Below are 18,033 nucleotides of genomic sequence, written 5' to 3'. Positions count from 1 at the left end.
CCGTGTACATACGGAACCAGGGCATTGAAGTGCTCATGCCACCTCCAAAATCATATTTGCCGCCCTCAGCGCGCCATCTGGTACAACGGCGCCACGGTCCAGCAATGTTTGTATGCACAAGCGCAGCAGATTGCGCTGTGGGCTGTAAATCGACTCAAACTTGTTTCCCCAGGGGTGGACGGCAACCAGTCCAGGCGCGCCCGTTCCGTCCTGGTGATGACCAGCACACAGCGGTAACACCTGCCAATGAGCATCGGGCTTGGTGCGACCGTCAATGTGGTGAATGCTCACGACTGGCTGATAGCGCTTATCCAGGTGGCAGGCGATGCAACCGAGCGAGGCCATCAGGCTATGAAATCGCTTCTGCTCTGCCGTGGTTGCCGCCCCCTTCATGCCTCGTGACTTAATCGCCTTGGGCTTGGCTGGCTTCCATGCGCTGCGCTGCATAGGCTTTGCCGGGGCTTTGAATGTGCTGTTCCAGGCTCTCATCGTCGTGCTACTCCAAAACCGATAACCGCCAGAAACGCGCCTATGGCCATGACTACCAGCCCATCGTCACTGGCAAGTCGTGCGATACACACATAAAAAATGATTAGCCACATTTGCCAGAGCTTCATGCCTCGCTCCCCGGGAACACAAGAAATACGCCGCGCTCTCGAAAATCAGCCTGCACGGCCTCGGCGTACGTGCTCAACTGCTTGCGGCTCATCAGTGACGTGACCGGCAGATACTTCATTACCAGCAGCTTTTCTTCGTAGCTCCGGCCTTTGATGATCGAGTCGTACATGCCTTGGAACTCGGCGTCTTCGGCCCGCAGGATCGGCACGCCGTGATGCAGCTTGCAGTAGCAGCGCCAACCCAGCGCATCATCTTCGGGCAGCTCGCGCGCTATCTGCCCGTACCAAACATGCGTAATGTCGTTCTGGGGTTGTGTACGGGCCTTGCCGGTCTTTATGGAAATGCGGAGGTAGCGATGCGCTTGGTATTGGCTACGCACATCGCCAAAAAAGCGCTGCAAGGACTCATCACTATTTACGATCTGCATATCAGTCCTCTTCTCGCTCAAGCTCAGCAATGAAGTACTTGGCCACAACGCGCTTCATAAACTTGAGCTCGTCGCGATCAACCACCATCGATGTGGTTCGAGAAACCTGAAAACCCAACGAAGCCAACAGAAGACAGATTGACTCCAGGTCATCCTTCACCCAGCGGCTTACCGTGCTTGGGTCCACGCCGATGCAAGCCGATGCACGGGCCTGCGTTACCTCTGCAAGTCGGCTCATGATCAGTGCTTGAATCCGTGCACCGTTCTTGCGTGTGCTTTCGCGCCGCTCGCCCGATACTGTTTCTGTGTTCATCGAATACATCCAAATAAAACAAGGGCCAATCAAATGACCAAAACTGAGAAAATCTTGACTGCCGCCGAAGACATCGCACGGCGCACCTTTGAAGAACCAACGCAGCAAACCGTCATGCAACTGTTTGCGCGTCTGTGTGATGAGCAGGACACGCGGGAACTAGATGAACCTGCCTGCCCTACTCATGAACTGCATTAAGTGGCCAACTCCGATCAGCTATGCTTAGAAATGCGAGTAACCAAACTTTCTGAAAGGAATTGGCCGTGAAATTCAATAGAAACGTTCAGCGTTCTATCCTCGAACTACTCCGTGAGAGCTACCCAGGTGACATGGAGCACCCTCACCTGAAGGGACTCATTGATGCAAAACATCAGGAGGATGGCGACTATGACTTCTATGCAAACCTTGTTTATCTTCGTGAGCACGGCCTCATTTCGTTTCGCGCAGCTGAGTACGACACTGATGAAGAAGGGGCTGTAATCACTAACCGCGGCATTGATTTCCTTGCCGAAGACGGTGGTCTTTCCGCCATCCTCGGAGTCATGACCATCAAGATTCATGACGACACCTTGAAGTCGTTAATTGAGGGGAAGATTCTTCGATCTGATCTATCCCAGCCAGATAAGAAGAGATGGCTTGATTCGCTTCGAGAGCTGCCCGCCGAGACCACAAAACACCTTGTACTGAAACTAGTGGACCTGGGATTGGCAAACTCTCCGACTGCACTTGCCGCAATAGGAACCGCTCTTGGTTTAGGTACTGTCGGGTGAAATGCAGAAACCCGAGACCAGGCCCCAGAGCAACCCAGAACTCATCAAAACTTGTCTCAGCCTCAACAACGGTTGCATTCTTATGGAAAACCAACGAGCTCAACCGCACAGTTTGCTCACACATTTGCGCGCTCCTTTTTGGGGCGGCAGAAATACTCATACAGCGCCTGAATGGTGCTAACTCGCGGGTCCTGAACCTCACCGGAGCGAATCTTTTTGATAGTGCTTTCCGGAACGCCTGACTCACGCGCAACGTGAGGCAGGTTCCGATAGGCCTCAGCCCGTAGCTTGAGACGCACATCTGAGAGGAAATTAATAGAGTCCATGTCCAATTATGACTCATATCTGGGTTGTTATCAACCCACACAAGGGTTAACTATGCTGAGAAAATACTCAGATATGAGTGATGACGCCCTTGTGACCCTTGCCGCCAATATGAATCGCCTAATCGGGCGTGGCGGCGTTCACTCGTCTAACGAGGCCGCGCAGAAAGCCTCCCAAGGCCGCGTGAGCAGATCAACCTTCGATCGCCTGAGAAACGTCGATAAAGCCGGTTCAGTATCGGTGGGAATAGATAAGTTGGATGGTGTCGCCAAGACATTCGGCGTCGAGGTCTGGCAGCTCTTCACACAAAATCTAGATGTGCGAAAACCGCCCAGACTGGCAAACGAAAGCAATGAACATCCAACCTTGAATTTTGAGGATGTGGATATCAGTAAGCTCGGCCACCTAAGCAAGGATCAACTTTCAAAGATTGAGGGCGCAATCCTGCTTACTGCCGCCCAGCTCGGCCTGGATGTAAAGAAGGACGAAGGTTGAAACGATGAAACGCCACGCTGGCCAAGTTACTGAGTTGATTGTTGGGTTCTAACCGAATAGAGGGATATGGGGTCTATACGGCCCCATATTTTTTATCTGTAAAGTAACCAGAAATTTTAAATATTATTGTTTTGTGAGTGAGGCAATGGAACGGTTTATACAGCGAGTTAGTTCACACATCGAGCATGTGAACAAAGTTGGTGCCCACTGCATTTCGGAGGAGACGACCAAGCAAGCCTTGATCCTCCCAATGCTGGATATTCTTGGCTTCAGTCCCTACGATCCAACTAAAGTTCAAGCAGAGTACGGTTCTGACTTCCCCGGAGTGAAAGCCACTGAGCGTGTTGATTACGCGCTATTCAGTAATGGGACGCCTGTGCTTTTTATTGAAGCCAAGGCATACGCCCAAGACCTGACGAACCACTGCCCTCAACTATCCAGGTACTACAACGCGACGCCAGAGGTGGCGGTTGCTGCAATAACAAACGGCAGGGAATGGCGGTTTTTCACCGACCTAGTCAACAGAAACATAATGGACAAAGATCCATTCTTAACTGTCGACTTTGAGGCTCCACAGGAAGATGCTGCGGAGCAGTTGTTCCGTTTCCATCACGATAAGCTGGAGGCAGGCGCTCTACGCGCTATGGCGGAAGAGAATATCTACCTGTCATCATTCCGAGAGGCCATCACATCCTCCCTGCGCGAATGCGATGTGGATTTTGTGCGCTATGTTGCGACACGAGCATCCATCCAACGACAGCTTAATGCGCGATTCCTAGAAAGCATTCAGCCCTTGGTGGTTCAAGCAGTAGCTCAATCAGTAAGCTCAATGGTCGCCACCAGCCTTTCACGGCCGCAGAAAACCGAGGAAGCGCCGCCAGTGGTCGTACTATCCGACGAAGATGCACCAATCATTGACCCTGATAACGAAAAGATAATCACGACACCAGAAGAACAGAAGCTCTACCAGATCTGCCAAGAAATTCTTCCAGGCGAAGATTTGTCCATGCGAGACACTGAGACATACTTCTCTGTGATTTCTGGTGGGAAATCGAATAGATGGCTCTTCCGCTTCTGGGGTGACAAGCGACGCCCCGCGATTCAGTTCATTGAGCCAATGACCGAAATCCACAATATGGAAGCTCAACGAGCCGGGTTAGAGATTGGCAAAAATGGTCGGATCATCTTGAACAAGCCGGAAGACCTGTACCGACTCGCTGGCATCTTACGAGACGCCTTGATGTACTGCCAAAATGACGAGAACTTCCGTCGCTCCTCTCGTAGGGTCGAGTCAGAGGAAGAGTGAGCATGGGCTCCATAATCGTTACCCAGCCCAGGGAGGCTGTACGTAAGAAGGACTGAGCAGGAAGAGACAAGGAGCCATTTGGCTCCTTATTTTTTAACTACGAAGCAACTAACAGATGCAGAGCGTATCTTTCCTATGAGCATTACCTATAATCTTGAGCAGCCCAATATCATTTACTATGACTGTGCTGACCCAGTAGCTCTCAAAGATGTAATACGATCACTCAAAGGTCTAGAGGGCGCTTTAAAGGCTCTCCCGCCCGCCATCAACCAGCTTCTAAATCTGAATTTAGACGGCATTCAATTCCGACTCGAAGCAGTTGAAACCGGCAGCGAACTTATACGCTTCTGGACCAGACTCAGATTTCGGAATGATGAAGAAAGAGATGCTTTCATCTACCAATTTGGCCAAAAACATCCAAAACTTGTGAAACTAATCGATTTTGCGCTCGCAGCCTTTGTCGCTGTTACGGCTTATAAAATGGCGGTAGGCACAGATCAGCCCACTACAAAGATAGAGGCTGCGAATAGTGTCATCATCACTGCTGGACGAGATATCTCGGGCCTGAGCGAAGTGGATGTCAAAGAAATCATTGAAAATACAATCAAAGAGAATCCAGGACTGTACAAATCAAGCCTTGATTTATTAGCCCCAGCCAGGCCAGATTCATCGACATCAATTACCTTTGGAGATGGAGCGGCTCCAATAGTGATCCCGGCTGCTGCGATCGCTGAAGTTCCTTTATCTCCCCCTCCGCTGGATACCCGTCAAGAAATCGACTATCAAAATGTGCTCCTTGATATAAGGGCTACGGACTTAGACTATCGAAGTAAGGGATGGTCAGCTCTCGCGGCTGGATTCGACAAACGCTTAGCTGTAACCCTATATCCGCATATAAATACCTCCAGCTTAAAGGGAGCTACTTATGCAAACATCAGCATTCTGTACAAAGCAGACCCTCACGATGAGTCAAGGATGATTCCCGCAAATATCGTGATAAAAAGCATGGGAGATTCTACCCAGCCCGCACAGGCAATCAAGCCGTTTATAGCGAACACGACCTACGATCCTCCTTCAACAATTGCAGACCATGTGCAGCAAAAAAAATTGTTTTAGACCGCTAAGGAATTTTTACGGATCCTAGGAATCAAAGCCCCTCCCGGGGCTTTTTTGTTGTCTGCTATAGGCGTTGCGTCATACAGATCGCTGTCCCCGCCTAATGTTCCCCTTCGATGGGGTCACGCTGACACTTGGTTGTTCTTGCTCATCAGCAGCCTGGCTTGTTGATTGGGCGTTACCTGGCTCTTCTTCCTTGATTCCAAGATGATTAGCTATCTTGGCAACTGCATTTCTAGTTGTTTCTACATACATAAACAAAGCGGCAAACGCTATTGAATAAAACCCCGCAGAAACGCAAGAAATAATCAGAGGCCAATTAGTCACTGTCTTAACAGACGAGGAAAGCCCATATAGGCCTGGCTCTACGATGGCAATTTTCCCGTAAGTGTAGATAGCAACAGTAGCAGCGATAACGGTAAATAATGCGAAAAGCAGGGCCATCATTCCCATTGCGCCGGATGTCTGTTTATACACACCCCTCTCCCAAGTAACGAATAAAGACAAAATCGTACCAGATTAAGAGAACAAGGCCTTTTCATGGGGCCTGTTACTTAGGCTTTTTTTGTAATGCCCCCCACACACTAAAGCCCCTCCCGTGATTTTGATGTTAGGAGCTACTCTTGCTTTTTAACGCATCCGTGCCAACAAACCCACGCCATTCCGTAACCCTTCCGTCGATAGCATAGTAGTGGCACTCAAGTCCCGTATAACATTCGGAAAACCAACATCAAATCTTACGAGAGGATTAGCAGAGACCCTCAATAAATTGTCGTGTGTCATTAAAGCTGCGCCAACGAACGATTTCGTCTTGTCCATTGGAGTGCCTGCCCTCCTCCAACTCACCAAAGAGGTGGGCTTTGCAATCGTCCGCCACTCCTTATTGCTAAAAGAAACATCCAGACGCTCCCCTACAGGGAACATAGGTGTTCGGTCTTCAGCAGACTCACCAAGAGTAATGTTCACTACAACTACAAGCAGCACTCCGCCTTTTGTATTACTTAACGACAAAAAAAGTTCGCGGTCTGCATCCACCTTTTGCGTAACATTTAACACAGGCTCACCAGCCTCATCTACATCAATACGCCACGTACTCAACTCAGGTTCTGAGTTATCTACTCTCAATACTCGCATTTCGTCACTCGTCAGCCAAAGCACCCCCTCTGGTGCCACCAAAGATGACAAATCAAGTAGACGTCGACTAACCCCCATTTCTTCTAAATAGAGCGCCAAAGCAGTCATCGTCACTTGCGCTGCAGCCTCCCCAGCACCACTATCCTTGGAATAAAATTGATGTACGCCATAACGAGCATCACGACCTACTAAACGGTTTTTCCCACCAAGAAAAGCTAGAGAACAAGCAGATACACACACAGTATTTAAAGCGATGTCCCGCATACCTTCGTTAAACAATAGCTCTTCTTGATAATCCTTCTCTAACGCAGTGTCATAACCCCTACTACGGATCAATCGCCCCATAGCCAAGGCCCCCGAAACACTACCTCCAGGGCTGTCGAAAACAATGGTTGGCACAGGTGGCACGTCCTTCGATGTTGCAATAAAGTTTGCCAACTTTCTATAGCTATCGGCTTCTATTACTCCACTCGCTAAAATACGAGTACCGCAAAACGACGCATTTCCTACACAAGGGTTAAATGTGCTGAAGGCCATTGCGGCCCGGGAGGTCGCCGCAACATCCCCGCTCAACATAAAAAGCCATAGAAACATGCAAGTGGCATACCTGCTCATCCCATACTTCCTCTAAGTAACAATCAAAATCTGGATGCTACCAGATTGAGCCATCTAGGCCGTACCCAGTCAGCGCATCAAATCACGCCCAGACCCCATAGTCAGCCACATTACCTTGACCAAAAATACTGTGCAGATATACAGTATTAATATCCCCCTGCCCCGCCATATTGACGCGCTCCACGTAGCTCCCACGAATCAGAGCGCGTATCTAAAACGCCCACTTGTAAGAGAAGAGCATTGCGATATGACGAGTAATACCAGCCAAGATCCTCCGCAGCCACCGCCTCAACCGTCCTCACAGGATGTTGCGGCCTTAGGTGATTCCATGCGCCAAGTGCATGCCCAGATCCGCCTCATCACCGCAGCAAATTTTTCCGGCTTTATGGAGCTCTCCCGCTCCGAGCAGCGTGACGCCCTGCTTGCGCTGCTAGCCTCATCAGAATTTGCTATCGACCTCCTAGATCAGATCCGCCTCGCCGGATAATAAAACCAACCAATAACCCATATCAGGGTTGACAACAGCCCAAATATGGGTTTATTATTCGCTTATCAACTCATATGTGAGTTAATTATGTTTCGCCAACACAGAACAGCCTAGCCCTCAGGGCAGCCTAGTAACGGAGGTGAAGCGGGATGATCTTTAACAACGAGCAAAGCGATAAACAGGCCAATGGTGCGAACGCGCACGGCTAGGCCCAGGGCGCATCCCCACACCCCCTGATAAAGAGTGAGACGGACAACCCGTGACGTGGGGATTTAGGACGTTGCGCTACCTGGAGCCAGCTTGGCTGGGAGTAGCCAGGAGCGCAGCGGTTATCCACCAGCATCTTGACTCAGGGTGCTGACGGATAAATAGGAGATAGACATGCAACAGCAGGACAAACCAATGTGCTGGCCCAGCGACTTTCCTGGCAAGCATGACAAGCAAGAGAAAGCAGGGGCCGGGATTAAGGAGCGAACAGAAATTTTCAATCGTCACCTTAAGGGAATCACTGCACACAGAACAGCGCAGGTTTTCAGTTGCTTAAACCCAGCCATTGATTACAGAGGGTGCAGCAAAAGCCACATGCTTAAAGCTTGGGCGGTAGGTAGCGACTTAGACAAAAAGCATGGAGGGTTCACTCACCTTACCGAAGACGATCTGATCCGTGCAAAAAAGCAAGCTTCTGCATGGTGGTGATCCCAGCCCTTCTTATGAGGGGCACCCTCCAGCCGCAGCATTCCCACTCCCTTAACCAATTCGATATCAAACCCGCCCACGCCATGGGCGGTCGGGAGTGCTGCGACTAGAGGGCATAGAACCCCGGAACCCGCCAATACCTGCATTTGCGCAAATGCAGTGACGGCGGCAGACGCAGGCTAACCCTCTTCCTATTCTCAAGCGCCGGACGCGGCGCAATCCCCCCGGAGCTAACCATGAACGCTATCGCAGAGCGCGAAGTACGCACTTACGAGCTGGCGGAGCGCCGCCGCGCCTATATCGCGGAGCAGATCCGCAACTGCCTGTATGGCAAAACGCTGTACGTAAACATCGCCTGGACCCTGCAATCGATTCCTCAAAAGGTAAGCCGCATAGGGCTGATCGAAGAAATGGAGAACTCGCTTCTGGCGTCCAGCTCGGCAGGTTTCGACTATTGCTCCAAGCTGCTTGCTGCGCTAGATGATGAAAGCCTGCGCCCTACCCTGCGCACCGAACGCGAACGAATCATCGGCGACTGGGCAGACACCACGCATAACTGCATGACCCGGCAAGAACTGGAGGCGCTGCCGTGCTGATCGAGTTTTTCATCTTCGCGGTGTTCTTTTGCTGCGCCGCTTTCTTTATTGCGCTCGGAATTGAGGGCGTTCTTAGTATCTGGAGGCAGCCGTGACAGACCCAAACCCCGGCTTCCCCCGCACTCGCCGCCGCAATCAATTCGACGGACGGGGATGCTACGCACCCAATAGCAGCACCCCGCCCTGGGGCTGGTCCCTAACCCTAATCATTGCCATAGCAGTCTGCGGACTGCTTTTTTTCGGCCCGACTCTGGCGGTCCGAGCGATTGGAGCATGACATGACCGAATCCACAGAACTGATTGAGCTGCCATCGGAAGACACGGCACTGGCAACATTCACCACACCTGGCGGCTTGGATCACTATGTCGAACAGGTGCGCGAGAAGGTCAGCGGCACGGTGTACGACATGAAGATCCGCAAGGACCGTGAAGCCTGCGCCGCTGACGCCTACAAGGTAACGCGTACAAAGACGGCTGTTGAAAAGATGGGTGCCGCGCTGTCGGCGAAATACAAAGAAGTGCCGAAACAGATCGACGCACAGCGCAGGGACTGGAACGCCAAGATGGACTCGCTACGCGACGAGGTCCGCAAGCCGTTGACGGAATGGGAGGAAGCAGAGGCCAACCGGATAGCAATGCACAGGAACGGCTTGGAGAGCATGGCGTCTCAAGCGCGAGAGGTTGGAGCTCTTAATTCGGACGCACTTCGCCTGCGCATCAAATCGGTAGAGGCCGAGGTAATTGGCGAGTCTTGGGAAGAGTTTGAGGCCGAGGCTCACCGGGTCAAAGCCAAAGCGCTGGAAATCCTGAGCGCAGCCCTGTCTGAGCGCCAGAGGTACGAAGCTGAGCAGGCAGAACTGGCTGAGCTGCGCCGCAAGCAGGCCGAGCAGGAACAGAAAGACCGCGAGGCCGAGATCGCCCGCCAAGCCGCGGACAAAGCCCGAGCCGACGCCGAAACCAAGGCCCAGGCTGAACGCGATGCCGCCGCCAAGCGTGAAGCCGATGCAAAAGCCGCCGCAGAACAGGCTGAGCGGGAACGGACCGAAGCCATCGAACGCCAGAAGCAGGCCGAGGCCCGTGCCGAAGCTGAAAAGCTGGCCGCAGAGCAACGCGCCAAGGATGCAGCCGAAGCCGCCCGCCAGGCAGAAATAAAGCGCCAAGCTGACGAAAAGGCAGCAGCAGAGGCAGCGCAGCAGAAACGCGAGGCCGATATCACACACAAGGCCAGCATCAACAACGCCGCCCTAGCTGCATTCATCGAAAACGGTATGCCTGACGAGTGCGCCAAGCAAGCCGTCATTCTGATCGCCAAGGGGCTGATTCCGGCTATCCGAATCCAATATTGAGGACACTATGAGCACAGAAATCATTGAAGCTCCACAGGCTGCTGTCGCAGCACCGGCCCCGGCAGGTTCGCCAATGGCCATGGCAATTGCAGCCCTGCAGTCTGGCATGAGCCCTGAGCAGATCGGGCAAATGATGGACCTGCAGGATCGCTATAACGCCACCCAGGCCAAAAAAGCCTACGACGAGGCGTTCGCTGCATTCAAAGCCGAGTCAGTCACGATCATCAAGGGCAAGGCTCGTTCCGATGGCCCACTTAAGAATCAGAAGTACGCCGAGCTGCATGACGTTGTGAATGCAGTCACCCCTGCCCTATCCAAGCACGGGCTTTCTTCCAGTTGGAAGCTGACCAAGGATGACAAGGACTGGATGGAGGTCACTTGCTACCTGCGGCACGTTGGCGGCCACCAAGAAAGTGTGAGCATGGGCGGGCCACCAGATACCGGACCAGGACGCAACGCTATTCAGTCACGCGCCAGCACCAAGACCTACTTGGAGCGATACACCTTGAAGGCCATTACCGGCTTGTCCGAGCAGGACGATGACACCGATGGCCGCGCCCCAGCAGATCCTGCTCTGAAAGATTCATGGGTCAGCGAAGTAGCCAAAGCCGAAACACTGGAACAGCTAGAAACCATCTGGCAGGAAGGCGGCAACATCATCTACGCAACCAACAACCTTGCCGACTACAACGCCTTCAAAAAGGCCGTATCGGACAAGAAAAAAATGCTTACGGAGGCTCAATAATGGAAGGCTTAATCATTCACACAGCCGAACAGGGCACCCCAGAATGGCTCCAGGCCCGTAAGGGCGTCATCACCGGCAGCCGTTTCAAAGACTGCCGCGACTGCCTGAAAAGCGGCGCTCCATCCAAGAGATGTTTGGACTACGCCATGGACGTAGCCCGAGAGCGCGAAGGCGGTGAACCCATGCAAGTCTTTGTGAACGGTGCCATGCGCCTGGGAACCGAACAAGAGCCATACGCCCGCGCCGTTTATGAGCGCAAAACCGGCCATATCGTTGACGAGGCTGGTTTCATCACGACGCCTGACCGCCTGTTTGGGGTCAGCGTGGACGGCTTGGTTGGCCAGGACGGGATCATTGAAATTAAGACGATGGTCAGCAGCGATACGCTGTTCACCGCGTTTGTGAACGGCGATATTTCAGCCTATGTAGACCAGTGCAATGGCGCAATGTGGTTGCTCGGCCGCAAGTGGGTGGATCTGGTCTTGTGGGTTCACGACCTGGGCTGCATGAAGATCATCCGCATCGAGCGCGACGACAACCAGATCGATTCGCTGGAATCCGATCTGATGGAGTTCGAGCGGACAGTTACCAAGTATCAACACGAACTGCGGGACGCCCTGCTGGAGGCCGCATAAATGGCCTCAGTCAACAAAGTCATTCTGGTGGGCAATCTTGGCCGTGACCCAGAAGTACGCTACAGCGCGGAAGGTTCGGCCATCTGCAATATTTCCATTGCCACGACTTCGCAGTGGAAAGACCGTACCTCCGGCGAGCGCCGCGAGGAAACCGAATGGCACCGTGTGGTGTTCTACAACCGTCTGGCTGAAATCGCGGGTGAGTACCTGCGCAAAGGCCGCCCCGTTTATGTAGAAGGTCGTCTGCGCACCCGTAAATGGACAGGCCAGGACGGTCAGGAGCGTTTCACGACCGAGATCATTGCCGAGCAAATGCAAATGCTGGGTGGCCGTGATGGGGAAGCGCAGCAACCCAACTCGCCACCCCAAGGCCAGCAGCGCAACAACTACGCGGAAGCCACCGGGCGCGGGCAGCCGCAACAACGTCCACCCATGACGGACAACTTAGCCGATATGGATGACGATATTCCGTTTTGAATGACATAAAGTAATTATTGTTAAGTAATTCATAATCAGGTTTGTTTAATAGATTGGTTTTACAGGCAATAAGTGAAAAATAAAGCCGTTTTAGCGGTCGCTTTTCACTGCAATACCGCAAGCGGCAGCCGATAGCCTGCTCAACTCACGTGCAACGTCCTTAAGGGCGGACTGCAATTCAGCCCTATCAGCAATTGCGGAGAGGTCACGTATTAACGATCTAATCTCCACTTCGGAGATTTTGATCTCGTACTTAATAGACTCATCTCCAAGTACCTCTCCCGCCTTAACTGTCGCCTCAACGCCACCATTGTCATTAACGGTGGCCCGCATAGATGTTGAGTGTTCTAGACGAACTCGTAGTTTTCTTAGCTTCGGGTCTTTAGGCAGAAGATCACTTTTTTTACTAATAGACATTTCACCCTCACATTTGAGCTTTCAGCAGTCTCAAATCATACCTATCCCCATCGCATATCACTCACTGGAGATTCTCTGATGTGGTTTAAAAACCTTCGTATCTCTCGCTTGGATACGGCATTTGCCCTGTCCGCTCAACAACTGGCCGACATGTTGTCCAAGCATCAGTTTGCCCCTGGCGGCAGCCAAGAGCCTCTCAGCCTGGGCTGGGTCCCGCCGCGTGAAGGTGGTGAGCTGGTGCATGAAGTGAACGGGCAGTATCTGATCTGCATGCGTGCTGAAAAGAAGCTGCTGCCCAGCGCTGTGGTTAACCAAGCGGCCCGCGAGAAGGCGCGCGAAATCGAAGAGCAGCAAGGCTACAAGCCCGGCCGCAAGCAGATGAAGGAAATCAAAGAGCAGATCATCATTGATTTGATGCCCCGCTCCCATGCCGTACAGCGCGACACTCTAGTGTGGATCGACACACGAAACCACTGGTTTGTGATTGATACCGCTGCCGTGGCTAAGAGTGATGAAGTGCTGGGCCTGCTGGCCAAGAGCGTAGACCCCTTCCCTGTGCAGCCGCTGTATACCGAGTGGTCACCCGCTGGCGCTATGACGAGCTGGCTGGTCGATGATGACGCCCCCGCCAATTTCACCATCGACCAAGATACTGAGCTGCGATCCACGGGCGACAGCGGTGCTGCCGTGCGCTACGTAAAGCAAAACGCCGACATTGACGAAGTGCGCAAGCACGTTGAAGCCGGCAAGCAATGCACTCGTTTGGCCATGACCTGGGCGGATCGCATCAGCTTTGTGCTGACCGATGCGCTGGACGTCAAACGCGTGGCCCCGCTGGACATCCTGACGGAAAAACAGGACGTGACCGCCGTCAACGATGACGAAATCTTTGATGCCGACATGACCTTGATGACCTCCGAGCTAGCCAAGATGATCAGCGACCTGGTCGAAGTGTTGGGCGGAGACCGCTTCAGAGAGTAAGTCCTCTAATTAAGGGCAGTTCACCATCCTTTTCGATGCTCCTAAGCAAACCCAAGATACGTTCATCGAACCTATCCTTTCTTTGCAACGAGGCCGGCCTTGAAGTTCTCACCAATTGCAAAAGTGAATTAATAGCATCTAAAGCCTGCAAAATAACAGCTATTCTTCTTCCACTAATGCATTTATTGTAAACGGGGTGCGACGCAAATAAGCCATCTCTGTCGCAAAAGTTTTTTAATCGTGTTTGCTCTTCGATCAAGTTAACGATATTTAAATACAGTTTCTCTGACGCTGTACTGAGCCTGGCGTCTGATACCGAAACAACTTCCAACTCACGAATCCTGACAACAGCCCTTTCAAGAACAGCAATTTTATATCTCAAGCTTTCAGGGTGATTATCATAGCCGTCAGTAAGTAAGTCTTCTATAGAGCAATGAACAGTCTCTACCAATAAATCCCAATCAAAAAAATTGGAATCTAACTGTATCTTTAAAACTTTATCTTTATGTCGCTGAGACTTTCTCTTCTCATTAACAGTGTAAAAAACAGACCAGGCAGCCCCCACTGCCGCTCCCACTGTGCCGAAAGCGGTCATTACCTCGAGAATGCTCACGTCACTTAGCACGCCCTGCCGCTTATCCCACGCCCACCCAAGCACAAACCCCACCGTGAGCATTAAGACCGCCCCTGCAATCAGGGCAGCGATCATTTGTCCTTCACAGCTACATTTTTTTTCGCTCACCCATGACCTCCAAAAGGTTTCTATTGCCTATATCCGCAAGGATCATAGCTGAACCTCTGTGGCTAAAACATAGGATGCCTCCCTTATGACGCATCACGACTACAGCAACACCCCATAACCCCGCTTGATTTACTCAACCGGGGTTTTTCTTTTCTAGGATCAACCCATGACCACCAGACAGTTTTTATTGCCCATCGATACGGAGATAATAAATCCACAAACACAAGAGCTTACTCTTTGAAAATATGCCCACGGTGATACTCAAGAAACACTTTCTGTTCAGGAGTGAACGGCCGAGCGCTCTCCGTTAAGGGCAATTGCCAAGCTCGTAGAACCGCCGCGGCTCGTTGGCTAACCAGCATGGCCCCATCATCCTTAAAAGAGATGTATCCCTTGTCGAACAATAGGTCTACATGCGGAGATAACAGCAAGCCGTTATGTCCAGCCAGACGCTCTTCATTATTTGACACACGCCAAGGCTTGATATGACTGGCCACTAAGAATCTCGGATCCGACACACCGGTGAGCCTGCAGACTGACTCAACCTGAGCCACTCTTCGTCTAAACAAGCCCTGACCTCGCCGCGCTTTAACGATTTGCTCTTTTTCTGTTTGTGAAATGTTCGATGCCAAAACCAACTGCACTTGCCTATCTTCTTCCGACTCAATTTCAGACTCTCCAGTAGACAGAGAGTCTCTACCCGCTAACTCAAGAAGAAGATTTCCCAGGCTCTCTGAAATACCTGCCAAATAGCAGCTTTGAATCCCATCACCATTCGCGGCACGAATAGGTGAATGTTTCGTTGGTAGTAACGGGGCAATAGCCGTTAAGTGTGACTTTGGCCGTACTGGGTTCTCCAGCTCTTCCCAGACAATTGGGACCCGCCATCCGGATTGGTCCCATACATCGCCTACTGAACCAAACTCACTCGGCTTAGGGGCGTTCTCATAACCCGCCTGCGCTCTACCGATCGCCTTAATTTGGCCATCAGCATAGGAAAAAACTATATCTCCAGGTTGCACAAGCCTGAGATTTTCATAGGTCTGATTAAAAGCGCCATTCTTCTTAGAGGTGGGGCTCCAGATATATCCACCTTCCACTTCCTGACGACGGGTTTGCTTGTGATTGACCCACCAAAATGAACACGCATCCCTAAGGAATGACGAGCTTCTCCACAGCTTTTCAAACGCCTGAAACTCGGTTTGGGACAACCTAAATATAGTTCCCCTAGGATTTTGTATGATTTGCGATTTTTGCAACAGCGGATGCTGCATAAACTGTTCATGCGTGACCATGCCCTGGGCAGAGCTCACGCGGATGTCACCTGCTAATTGAATCCCTGTTTTCCACTCTTCTTCCTTAACAACCTCATGCTCCACCCAAAACTCCCTCCCTAGAACCTCTGGATGTAAAACCTCAGCAGCTTTTGTAGGAAGCTCATTCACATAACCGACCGCGATAGCGCCTCGATCAATTGTTGAACGCCAAATAATGACAGGATCTCCAATAGCTATCTTTGCTCTATTGCGATTGGGAGTATTCCAGTAAATCTGTCTAGAGGACTGTATGTACTTCTCTAAGTCATAAAAATTAGGGTTCCCCTGAAAAACCCAAGCATTAAATTCAGTCACGCCCAAACCCCTTTTAATAATTGAACTTAGCTCACCAAGTGTAACGCTTAGTGAGTTTTTTTTTGCGTCCATATATAGGAGCTATTTACATGACACAGCTTGTTCTAGATCCCTGCTGTGGTGGCCGCATGATGTGGTTCAACCGCCAGGACCAACGCGCCCTATTCGGGGACATCCGCAGCGAGAACCACACGCTTTGCGATGGGCGGGCATTCAACATCACGCCCGATCTGAATATGGACTTCCGGGCAATGCCGTTTCCTGACGAGAGCTTTCGCCTTGTCTGCTTCGATCCCCCTCACCTGCGTCACGCTGGCCGGGAGTCCTGGCTACGTGCCAAGTACGGAATCCTTAGTGACGACTGGCAGGACGATCTGCGCCGTGGCTTTGCGGAATGCTTCCGCGTCCTCAAGCCCGAGGGTGTGCTGATCTTCAAGTGGAATGAGATCCAGATCCCCACTCGCCAAATCCTTGAGCTGACCCCAAACAAGCCCTTGTTCGGCCATCCCAGCGGCAAACGCGCCGATACCCACTGGATCACCTTCATGAAAGGACAGTCATGAATAGCACCCAATCCTCTCAAAAAAGCGCCCCCACCATCCATCCCGAAGGCCTATATCGGTGGGACGAGTTCGCCGACCGCATCCCGTTTAGTCGAGAAACCTGGCGCAAAAGAGTACTTGCTGGACAAGCGCCGGCCGCCAAGCTGGTAAGCAGAGCCTGCACAGCCTGGAAGGGTGAGGACATCCTTGCTTGGCGCAACAACCCCGACTCCTATAAATAAGAGGAAGTAGAAAGACATGGCAAAGAAGATCCCACCGCTGACGGACTCAAAGTGCAAAGCAGCAAAATTCGGCACGGGCGGCAAGTGCCGCCTTTTTGACGGCGGTGGTTTGTACCTTGAGCTGCTCCCATCCGGTTCCAAGCGCTGGAGATTGAAGTACCGGCACCCCATGACCGGTAAAGAAAACATACTGACCTTTGGTTCTTACCCGGAGATAGGTCTTGCTGTCGCCCGAGAGCAGCGCGAAAAGGCCAAGGCCCGGCTATCGGAAGGCCTTGACCCTGGCGAGGGGCCCCCGCCGTCGGCAACAGGAATTACATTCAAGACGGTCGCAGACGAATGGCTGGAGACCCGCCGGCCGGTGTGGAGCGAAGGCTACTTTACGCGGATCTCGAATGCGCTCAGCGCGAACGTGCATCCTCATATCGGCCAGCGCTCCATTTCCAGCGTGACAGGAAAAGCAGTCCTGGAACTGGTGCAGCAAGTAGAGCAGCGCGGCGCGTTAGAGATGGCTGCTCGGGTGCTCGAAGCAGTTAGCATGGTCTTCCGATACGGCTGCGGTACTGGATTAATTCAAAACGACGTCACCCAAGGGCTACGGCAGTTTTTGCAGGAGCGCCCACCGGTAGAGCATTTCCCACACGTAGCAGAAACGGACCTCCCCGCCCTACTCGCCAGCGTTGAGCGTTATCACGGCAGACCTGAGACGCGTCTGGCCATCAAGCTGATGATGCGCACTTTTCCGCGGACCAACGAGCTGCGCTGGGCGCAATGGAGCGAGATCGATTGGAAGAATGCCTTGTGGCTGATACCGGGCGAGCGCATGAAAGGACGCCTGGCACAAAAGCAGAGCGCGCCCGACCATATCGTGCCGCTTTCAACCCAAGCTCTTGCGATCTTGGAAAGCCTACGCCAGCACTCGGGGCACTTTCAGTACCTGTTTCCCAATGTTCATAATCGCCGCGGTGCTGTGATGAGCAGCGACACCATGAACCGTGCCCTAAAAATCATGGGCTATGAGAAGCTGCAAACAGGACACGGCTTCCGAGGGTTGGCATCGACCATCATGAATGAGCACAGCGGCTTTCGCCCTGACGCCATTGAACGGCAACTGGCCCATCGCGATAGAAACAAGGTTCGACGTGCATACAACCACGCCATGTACCTGGAGGAGCGCAAAAAACTGATGCAATGGTGGTCGGATTATCTGGACGAACAGCTTGAAAAAGCCGCGTAATTTCCATACCCCCATTCCTGTTACACCATACCCCCATCCATACCCCCAAACGCTCTGGGACTGGCTTGGCTCAGCTTGGAACGCTGAGCAACAAAAAAGCCCCAAAGCATTGATCCTTGGGGCTTTTCTTGGCACAGCTTG

General features: G+C 52.1%; 24 protein-coding genes. 16 read left to right on the top strand and 8 right to left on the bottom strand.

Translation table 11 applies throughout. The features are described 5' to 3' along the window. Positions 1 to 33 precede the first annotated feature (33 nt). From DUD43_RS08895 to DUD43_RS08885, 3 genes are all read right to left on the bottom strand, one after another. Positions 34 to 489, bottom strand: coding sequence for a Ref family recombination enhancement nuclease (locus tag DUD43_RS08895; protein WP_228125945.1), 456 nt, complete (start codon positions 487 to 489; stop codon positions 34 to 36). Positions 490 to 613: 124 nt separating this feature from the next. Then, the gene (locus DUD43_RS08890; RefSeq protein WP_153229999.1) at positions 614 to 1,045 is read right to left on the bottom strand and encodes a hypothetical protein; all 432 of its coding nucleotides are present in this window, start codon (positions 1,043 to 1,045) and stop codon (positions 614 to 616) included. 1 nt (position 1,046) lies between these two features. Then, positions 1,047 to 1,358 (bottom strand): CII family transcriptional regulator, encoded by a 312-nt coding sequence (locus DUD43_RS08885; RefSeq protein WP_153229998.1) that lies wholly within the window; start codon positions 1,356 to 1,358, stop codon positions 1,047 to 1,049. Between the two features lie 54 nt (positions 1,359 to 1,412). Between DUD43_RS08885 and DUD43_RS19110 the strand changes: the two genes are divergently transcribed. From DUD43_RS19110 to DUD43_RS08865, 5 genes are all read left to right on the top strand, one after another. After that, entirely contained in the window at positions 1,413 to 1,556 is a 144-nt protein-coding gene (locus DUD43_RS19110) for a hypothetical protein (RefSeq protein ID WP_194273529.1), read from the top strand. A 65-nt stretch (positions 1,557 to 1,621) separates the two neighbouring features. Continuing rightward, positions 1,622 to 2,128, top strand: coding sequence for a hypothetical protein (locus DUD43_RS08880; RefSeq protein WP_153229997.1), 507 nt, complete (start codon positions 1,622 to 1,624; stop codon positions 2,126 to 2,128). A gap of 324 nt (positions 2,129 to 2,452) precedes the next feature. Then, entirely contained in the window at positions 2,453 to 2,947 is a 495-nt protein-coding gene (locus tag DUD43_RS08875) for a hypothetical protein (RefSeq protein ID WP_153229996.1), read from the top strand. A gap of 145 nt (positions 2,948 to 3,092) precedes the next feature. After that, positions 3,093 to 4,253, top strand: a complete 1,161-nt coding sequence (locus tag DUD43_RS08870; RefSeq protein ID WP_153229995.1) for a type I restriction endonuclease — start codon at positions 3,093 to 3,095, stop codon at positions 4,251 to 4,253. A gap of 78 nt (positions 4,254 to 4,331) precedes the next feature. After that, entirely contained in the window at positions 4,332 to 5,369 is a 1,038-nt protein-coding gene (locus DUD43_RS08865) for a hypothetical protein (RefSeq protein WP_153229994.1), read from the top strand. A gap of 78 nt (positions 5,370 to 5,447) precedes the next feature. On the opposite strand, the gene DUD43_RS08860 is transcribed toward DUD43_RS08865, so the two are convergent. After that, on the bottom strand, positions 5,448 to 5,846 hold the full coding sequence (locus DUD43_RS08860; protein WP_153229993.1) for a hypothetical protein: 399 nt from the start codon (positions 5,844 to 5,846) through the stop codon (positions 5,448 to 5,450). A 153-nt stretch (positions 5,847 to 5,999) separates the two neighbouring features. Continuing rightward, entirely contained in the window at positions 6,000 to 7,097 is a 1,098-nt protein-coding gene (locus tag DUD43_RS08855; protein WP_153229992.1) for a hypothetical protein, read from the bottom strand. Positions 7,098 to 7,446: 349 nt separating this feature from the next. Here DUD43_RS08855 and DUD43_RS08850 point away from each other — a divergent pair, with 349 nt between their 5' ends. From DUD43_RS08850 to ssb, 7 genes are all read left to right on the top strand, one after another. Continuing rightward, positions 7,447 to 7,605, top strand: a complete 159-nt coding sequence (locus DUD43_RS08850; RefSeq protein ID WP_153229991.1) for a hypothetical protein — start codon at positions 7,447 to 7,449, stop codon at positions 7,603 to 7,605. Positions 7,606 to 7,986: 381 nt separating this feature from the next. Then, the gene (locus DUD43_RS08845) at positions 7,987 to 8,301 is read left to right on the top strand and encodes a hypothetical protein (RefSeq protein ID WP_153229990.1); all 315 of its coding nucleotides are present in this window, start codon (positions 7,987 to 7,989) and stop codon (positions 8,299 to 8,301) included. Between the two features lie 236 nt (positions 8,302 to 8,537). Further along, positions 8,538 to 8,897, top strand: a complete 360-nt coding sequence (locus DUD43_RS08840) for a hypothetical protein (protein ID WP_153229989.1) — start codon at positions 8,538 to 8,540, stop codon at positions 8,895 to 8,897. Between the two features lie 278 nt (positions 8,898 to 9,175). Next, positions 9,176 to 10,243, top strand: coding sequence for a hypothetical protein (locus DUD43_RS08835; protein WP_153229988.1), 1,068 nt, complete (start codon positions 9,176 to 9,178; stop codon positions 10,241 to 10,243). 7 nt (positions 10,244 to 10,250) lie between these two features. Further along, entirely contained in the window at positions 10,251 to 10,988 is a 738-nt protein-coding gene (locus DUD43_RS08830) for an ERF family protein (protein WP_153229987.1), read from the top strand. Continuing rightward, a complete protein-coding gene (locus DUD43_RS08825; protein ID WP_153229986.1) occupies positions 10,988 to 11,623 on the top strand; it encodes a lambda exonuclease family protein in 636 nt (211 codons plus the stop codon). Before DUD43_RS08830 ends, DUD43_RS08825 begins: the two co-directional genes overlap by 1 nt. After that, positions 11,624 to 12,100, top strand: a complete 477-nt coding sequence (gene ssb / locus DUD43_RS08820) for a single-stranded DNA-binding protein (protein ID WP_153229985.1) — start codon at positions 11,624 to 11,626, stop codon at positions 12,098 to 12,100. Between the two features lie 90 nt (positions 12,101 to 12,190). Here the strand turns inward: ssb and DUD43_RS08815 are convergent, their stop codons facing one another. Further along, complete coding sequence (locus DUD43_RS08815) at positions 12,191 to 12,517, bottom strand: hypothetical protein (RefSeq protein WP_153229984.1); 327 nt, start codon at positions 12,515 to 12,517, stop codon at positions 12,191 to 12,193. 78 nt (positions 12,518 to 12,595) lie between these two features. Here DUD43_RS08815 and DUD43_RS08810 point away from each other — a divergent pair, with 78 nt between their 5' ends. Then, a complete protein-coding gene (locus tag DUD43_RS08810) occupies positions 12,596 to 13,498 on the top strand; it encodes a recombination-associated protein RdgC (protein WP_153229983.1) in 903 nt (300 codons plus the stop codon). Here DUD43_RS08810 and DUD43_RS08805 read toward each other — a convergent pair. Both DUD43_RS08805 and DUD43_RS08800 read right to left on the bottom strand, forming a co-directional pair. Next, positions 13,488 to 14,240: a hypothetical protein gene (locus DUD43_RS08805; RefSeq protein WP_153229982.1), complete on the bottom strand. Its 753-nt coding sequence runs from the start codon at positions 14,238 to 14,240 to the stop codon at positions 13,488 to 13,490. The genes DUD43_RS08810 and DUD43_RS08805 overlap by 11 nt on opposite strands. 230 nt (positions 14,241 to 14,470) lie before the next feature. Then, positions 14,471 to 15,943 carry an HNH endonuclease gene (locus DUD43_RS08800; protein WP_153229981.1) on the bottom strand — a complete coding sequence of 491 codons (1,473 nt, stop codon included), beginning with the start codon at positions 15,941 to 15,943 and terminating at the stop codon, positions 14,471 to 14,473. A 17-nt stretch (positions 15,944 to 15,960) separates the two neighbouring features. On the opposite strand from DUD43_RS08800, the gene DUD43_RS08795 reads away from it, so the two are divergent. From DUD43_RS08795 to DUD43_RS08785, 3 genes are read left to right on the top strand one after another with little or no spacing between them, the layout of a single operon-like run. Beyond that, entirely contained in the window at positions 15,961 to 16,434 is a 474-nt protein-coding gene (locus tag DUD43_RS08795) for a class I SAM-dependent methyltransferase (protein ID WP_153229980.1), read from the top strand. Further along, positions 16,431 to 16,655: a helix-turn-helix transcriptional regulator gene (locus DUD43_RS08790; RefSeq protein WP_153229979.1), complete on the top strand. Its 225-nt coding sequence runs from the start codon at positions 16,431 to 16,433 to the stop codon at positions 16,653 to 16,655. Before DUD43_RS08795 ends, DUD43_RS08790 begins: the two co-directional genes overlap by 4 nt. A 16-nt stretch (positions 16,656 to 16,671) precedes the next feature. After that, positions 16,672 to 17,892 carry a tyrosine-type recombinase/integrase gene (locus tag DUD43_RS08785; protein WP_153229978.1) on the top strand — a complete coding sequence of 407 codons (1,221 nt, stop codon included), beginning with the start codon at positions 16,672 to 16,674 and terminating at the stop codon, positions 17,890 to 17,892. Positions 17,893 to 18,033: the final 141 nt, after the last annotated feature.

The organism is Alcaligenes faecalis (assembly GCF_009497775.1).
In the GTDB taxonomy this organism is placed as follows: domain Bacteria; phylum Pseudomonadota; class Gammaproteobacteria; order Burkholderiales; family Burkholderiaceae_B; genus Alcaligenes; species Alcaligenes faecalis_D.
Note: the sequence above shows the minus strand (reverse complement) of the source record. Positions and strands in the feature narration are given on the sequence as shown.

What these genes read in the sequence shown, in the direction of transcription:
- DUD43_RS08840 (WP_153229989.1), top strand. Translation starts at nt 8,538, where the DNA reads ATGAACGCTATCGCAGAGCGCGAAGTACGCACTTACGAGCTGGCGGAG.
- DUD43_RS08845 (WP_153229990.1), top strand. Translation starts at nt 7,987, where the DNA reads ATGCAACAGCAGGACAAACCAATGTGCTGGCCCAGCGACTTTCCTGGC.
- DUD43_RS08825 (WP_153229986.1), top strand. Translation starts at nt 10,988, where the DNA reads ATGGAAGGCTTAATCATTCACACAGCCGAACAGGGCACCCCAGAATGG.
- DUD43_RS08885 (WP_153229998.1), bottom strand. Translation starts at nt 1,358, where the DNA reads ATGAACACAGAAACAGTATCGGGCGAGCGGCGCGAAAGCACACGCAAG.
- DUD43_RS08800 (WP_153229981.1), bottom strand. Translation starts at nt 15,943, where the DNA reads ATGGACGCAAAAAAAAACTCACTAAGCGTTACACTTGGTGAGCTAAGT.
- DUD43_RS08870 (WP_153229995.1), top strand. Translation starts at nt 3,093, where the DNA reads ATGGAACGGTTTATACAGCGAGTTAGTTCACACATCGAGCATGTGAAC.
- DUD43_RS08890 (WP_153229999.1), bottom strand. Translation starts at nt 1,045, where the DNA reads ATGCAGATCGTAAATAGTGATGAGTCCTTGCAGCGCTTTTTTGGCGAT.
- DUD43_RS08830 (WP_153229987.1), top strand. Translation starts at nt 10,251, where the DNA reads ATGAGCACAGAAATCATTGAAGCTCCACAGGCTGCTGTCGCAGCACCG.
- DUD43_RS08810 (WP_153229983.1), top strand. Translation starts at nt 12,596, where the DNA reads ATGTGGTTTAAAAACCTTCGTATCTCTCGCTTGGATACGGCATTTGCC.
- DUD43_RS08795 (WP_153229980.1), top strand. Translation starts at nt 15,961, where the DNA reads ATGACACAGCTTGTTCTAGATCCCTGCTGTGGTGGCCGCATGATGTGG.
- DUD43_RS08785 (WP_153229978.1), top strand. Translation starts at nt 16,672, where the DNA reads ATGGCAAAGAAGATCCCACCGCTGACGGACTCAAAGTGCAAAGCAGCA.
- DUD43_RS08835 (WP_153229988.1), top strand. Translation starts at nt 9,176, where the DNA reads ATGACCGAATCCACAGAACTGATTGAGCTGCCATCGGAAGACACGGCA.
- ssb (WP_153229985.1), top strand. Translation starts at nt 11,624, where the DNA reads ATGGCCTCAGTCAACAAAGTCATTCTGGTGGGCAATCTTGGCCGTGAC.
- DUD43_RS08895 (WP_228125945.1), bottom strand. Translation starts at nt 489, where the DNA reads ATGAGAGCCTGGAACAGCACATTCAAAGCCCCGGCAAAGCCTATGCAG.
- DUD43_RS08850 (WP_153229991.1), top strand. Translation starts at nt 7,447, where the DNA reads ATGCGCCAAGTGCATGCCCAGATCCGCCTCATCACCGCAGCAAATTTT.
- DUD43_RS08855 (WP_153229992.1), bottom strand. Translation starts at nt 7,097, where the DNA reads ATGTTTCTATGGCTTTTTATGTTGAGCGGGGATGTTGCGGCGACCTCC.
- DUD43_RS08790 (WP_153229979.1), top strand. Translation starts at nt 16,431, where the DNA reads ATGAATAGCACCCAATCCTCTCAAAAAAGCGCCCCCACCATCCATCCC.
- DUD43_RS08875 (WP_153229996.1), top strand. Translation starts at nt 2,453, where the DNA reads ATGTCCAATTATGACTCATATCTGGGTTGTTATCAACCCACACAAGGG.
- DUD43_RS08815 (WP_153229984.1), bottom strand. Translation starts at nt 12,517, where the DNA reads ATGTCTATTAGTAAAAAAAGTGATCTTCTGCCTAAAGACCCGAAGCTA.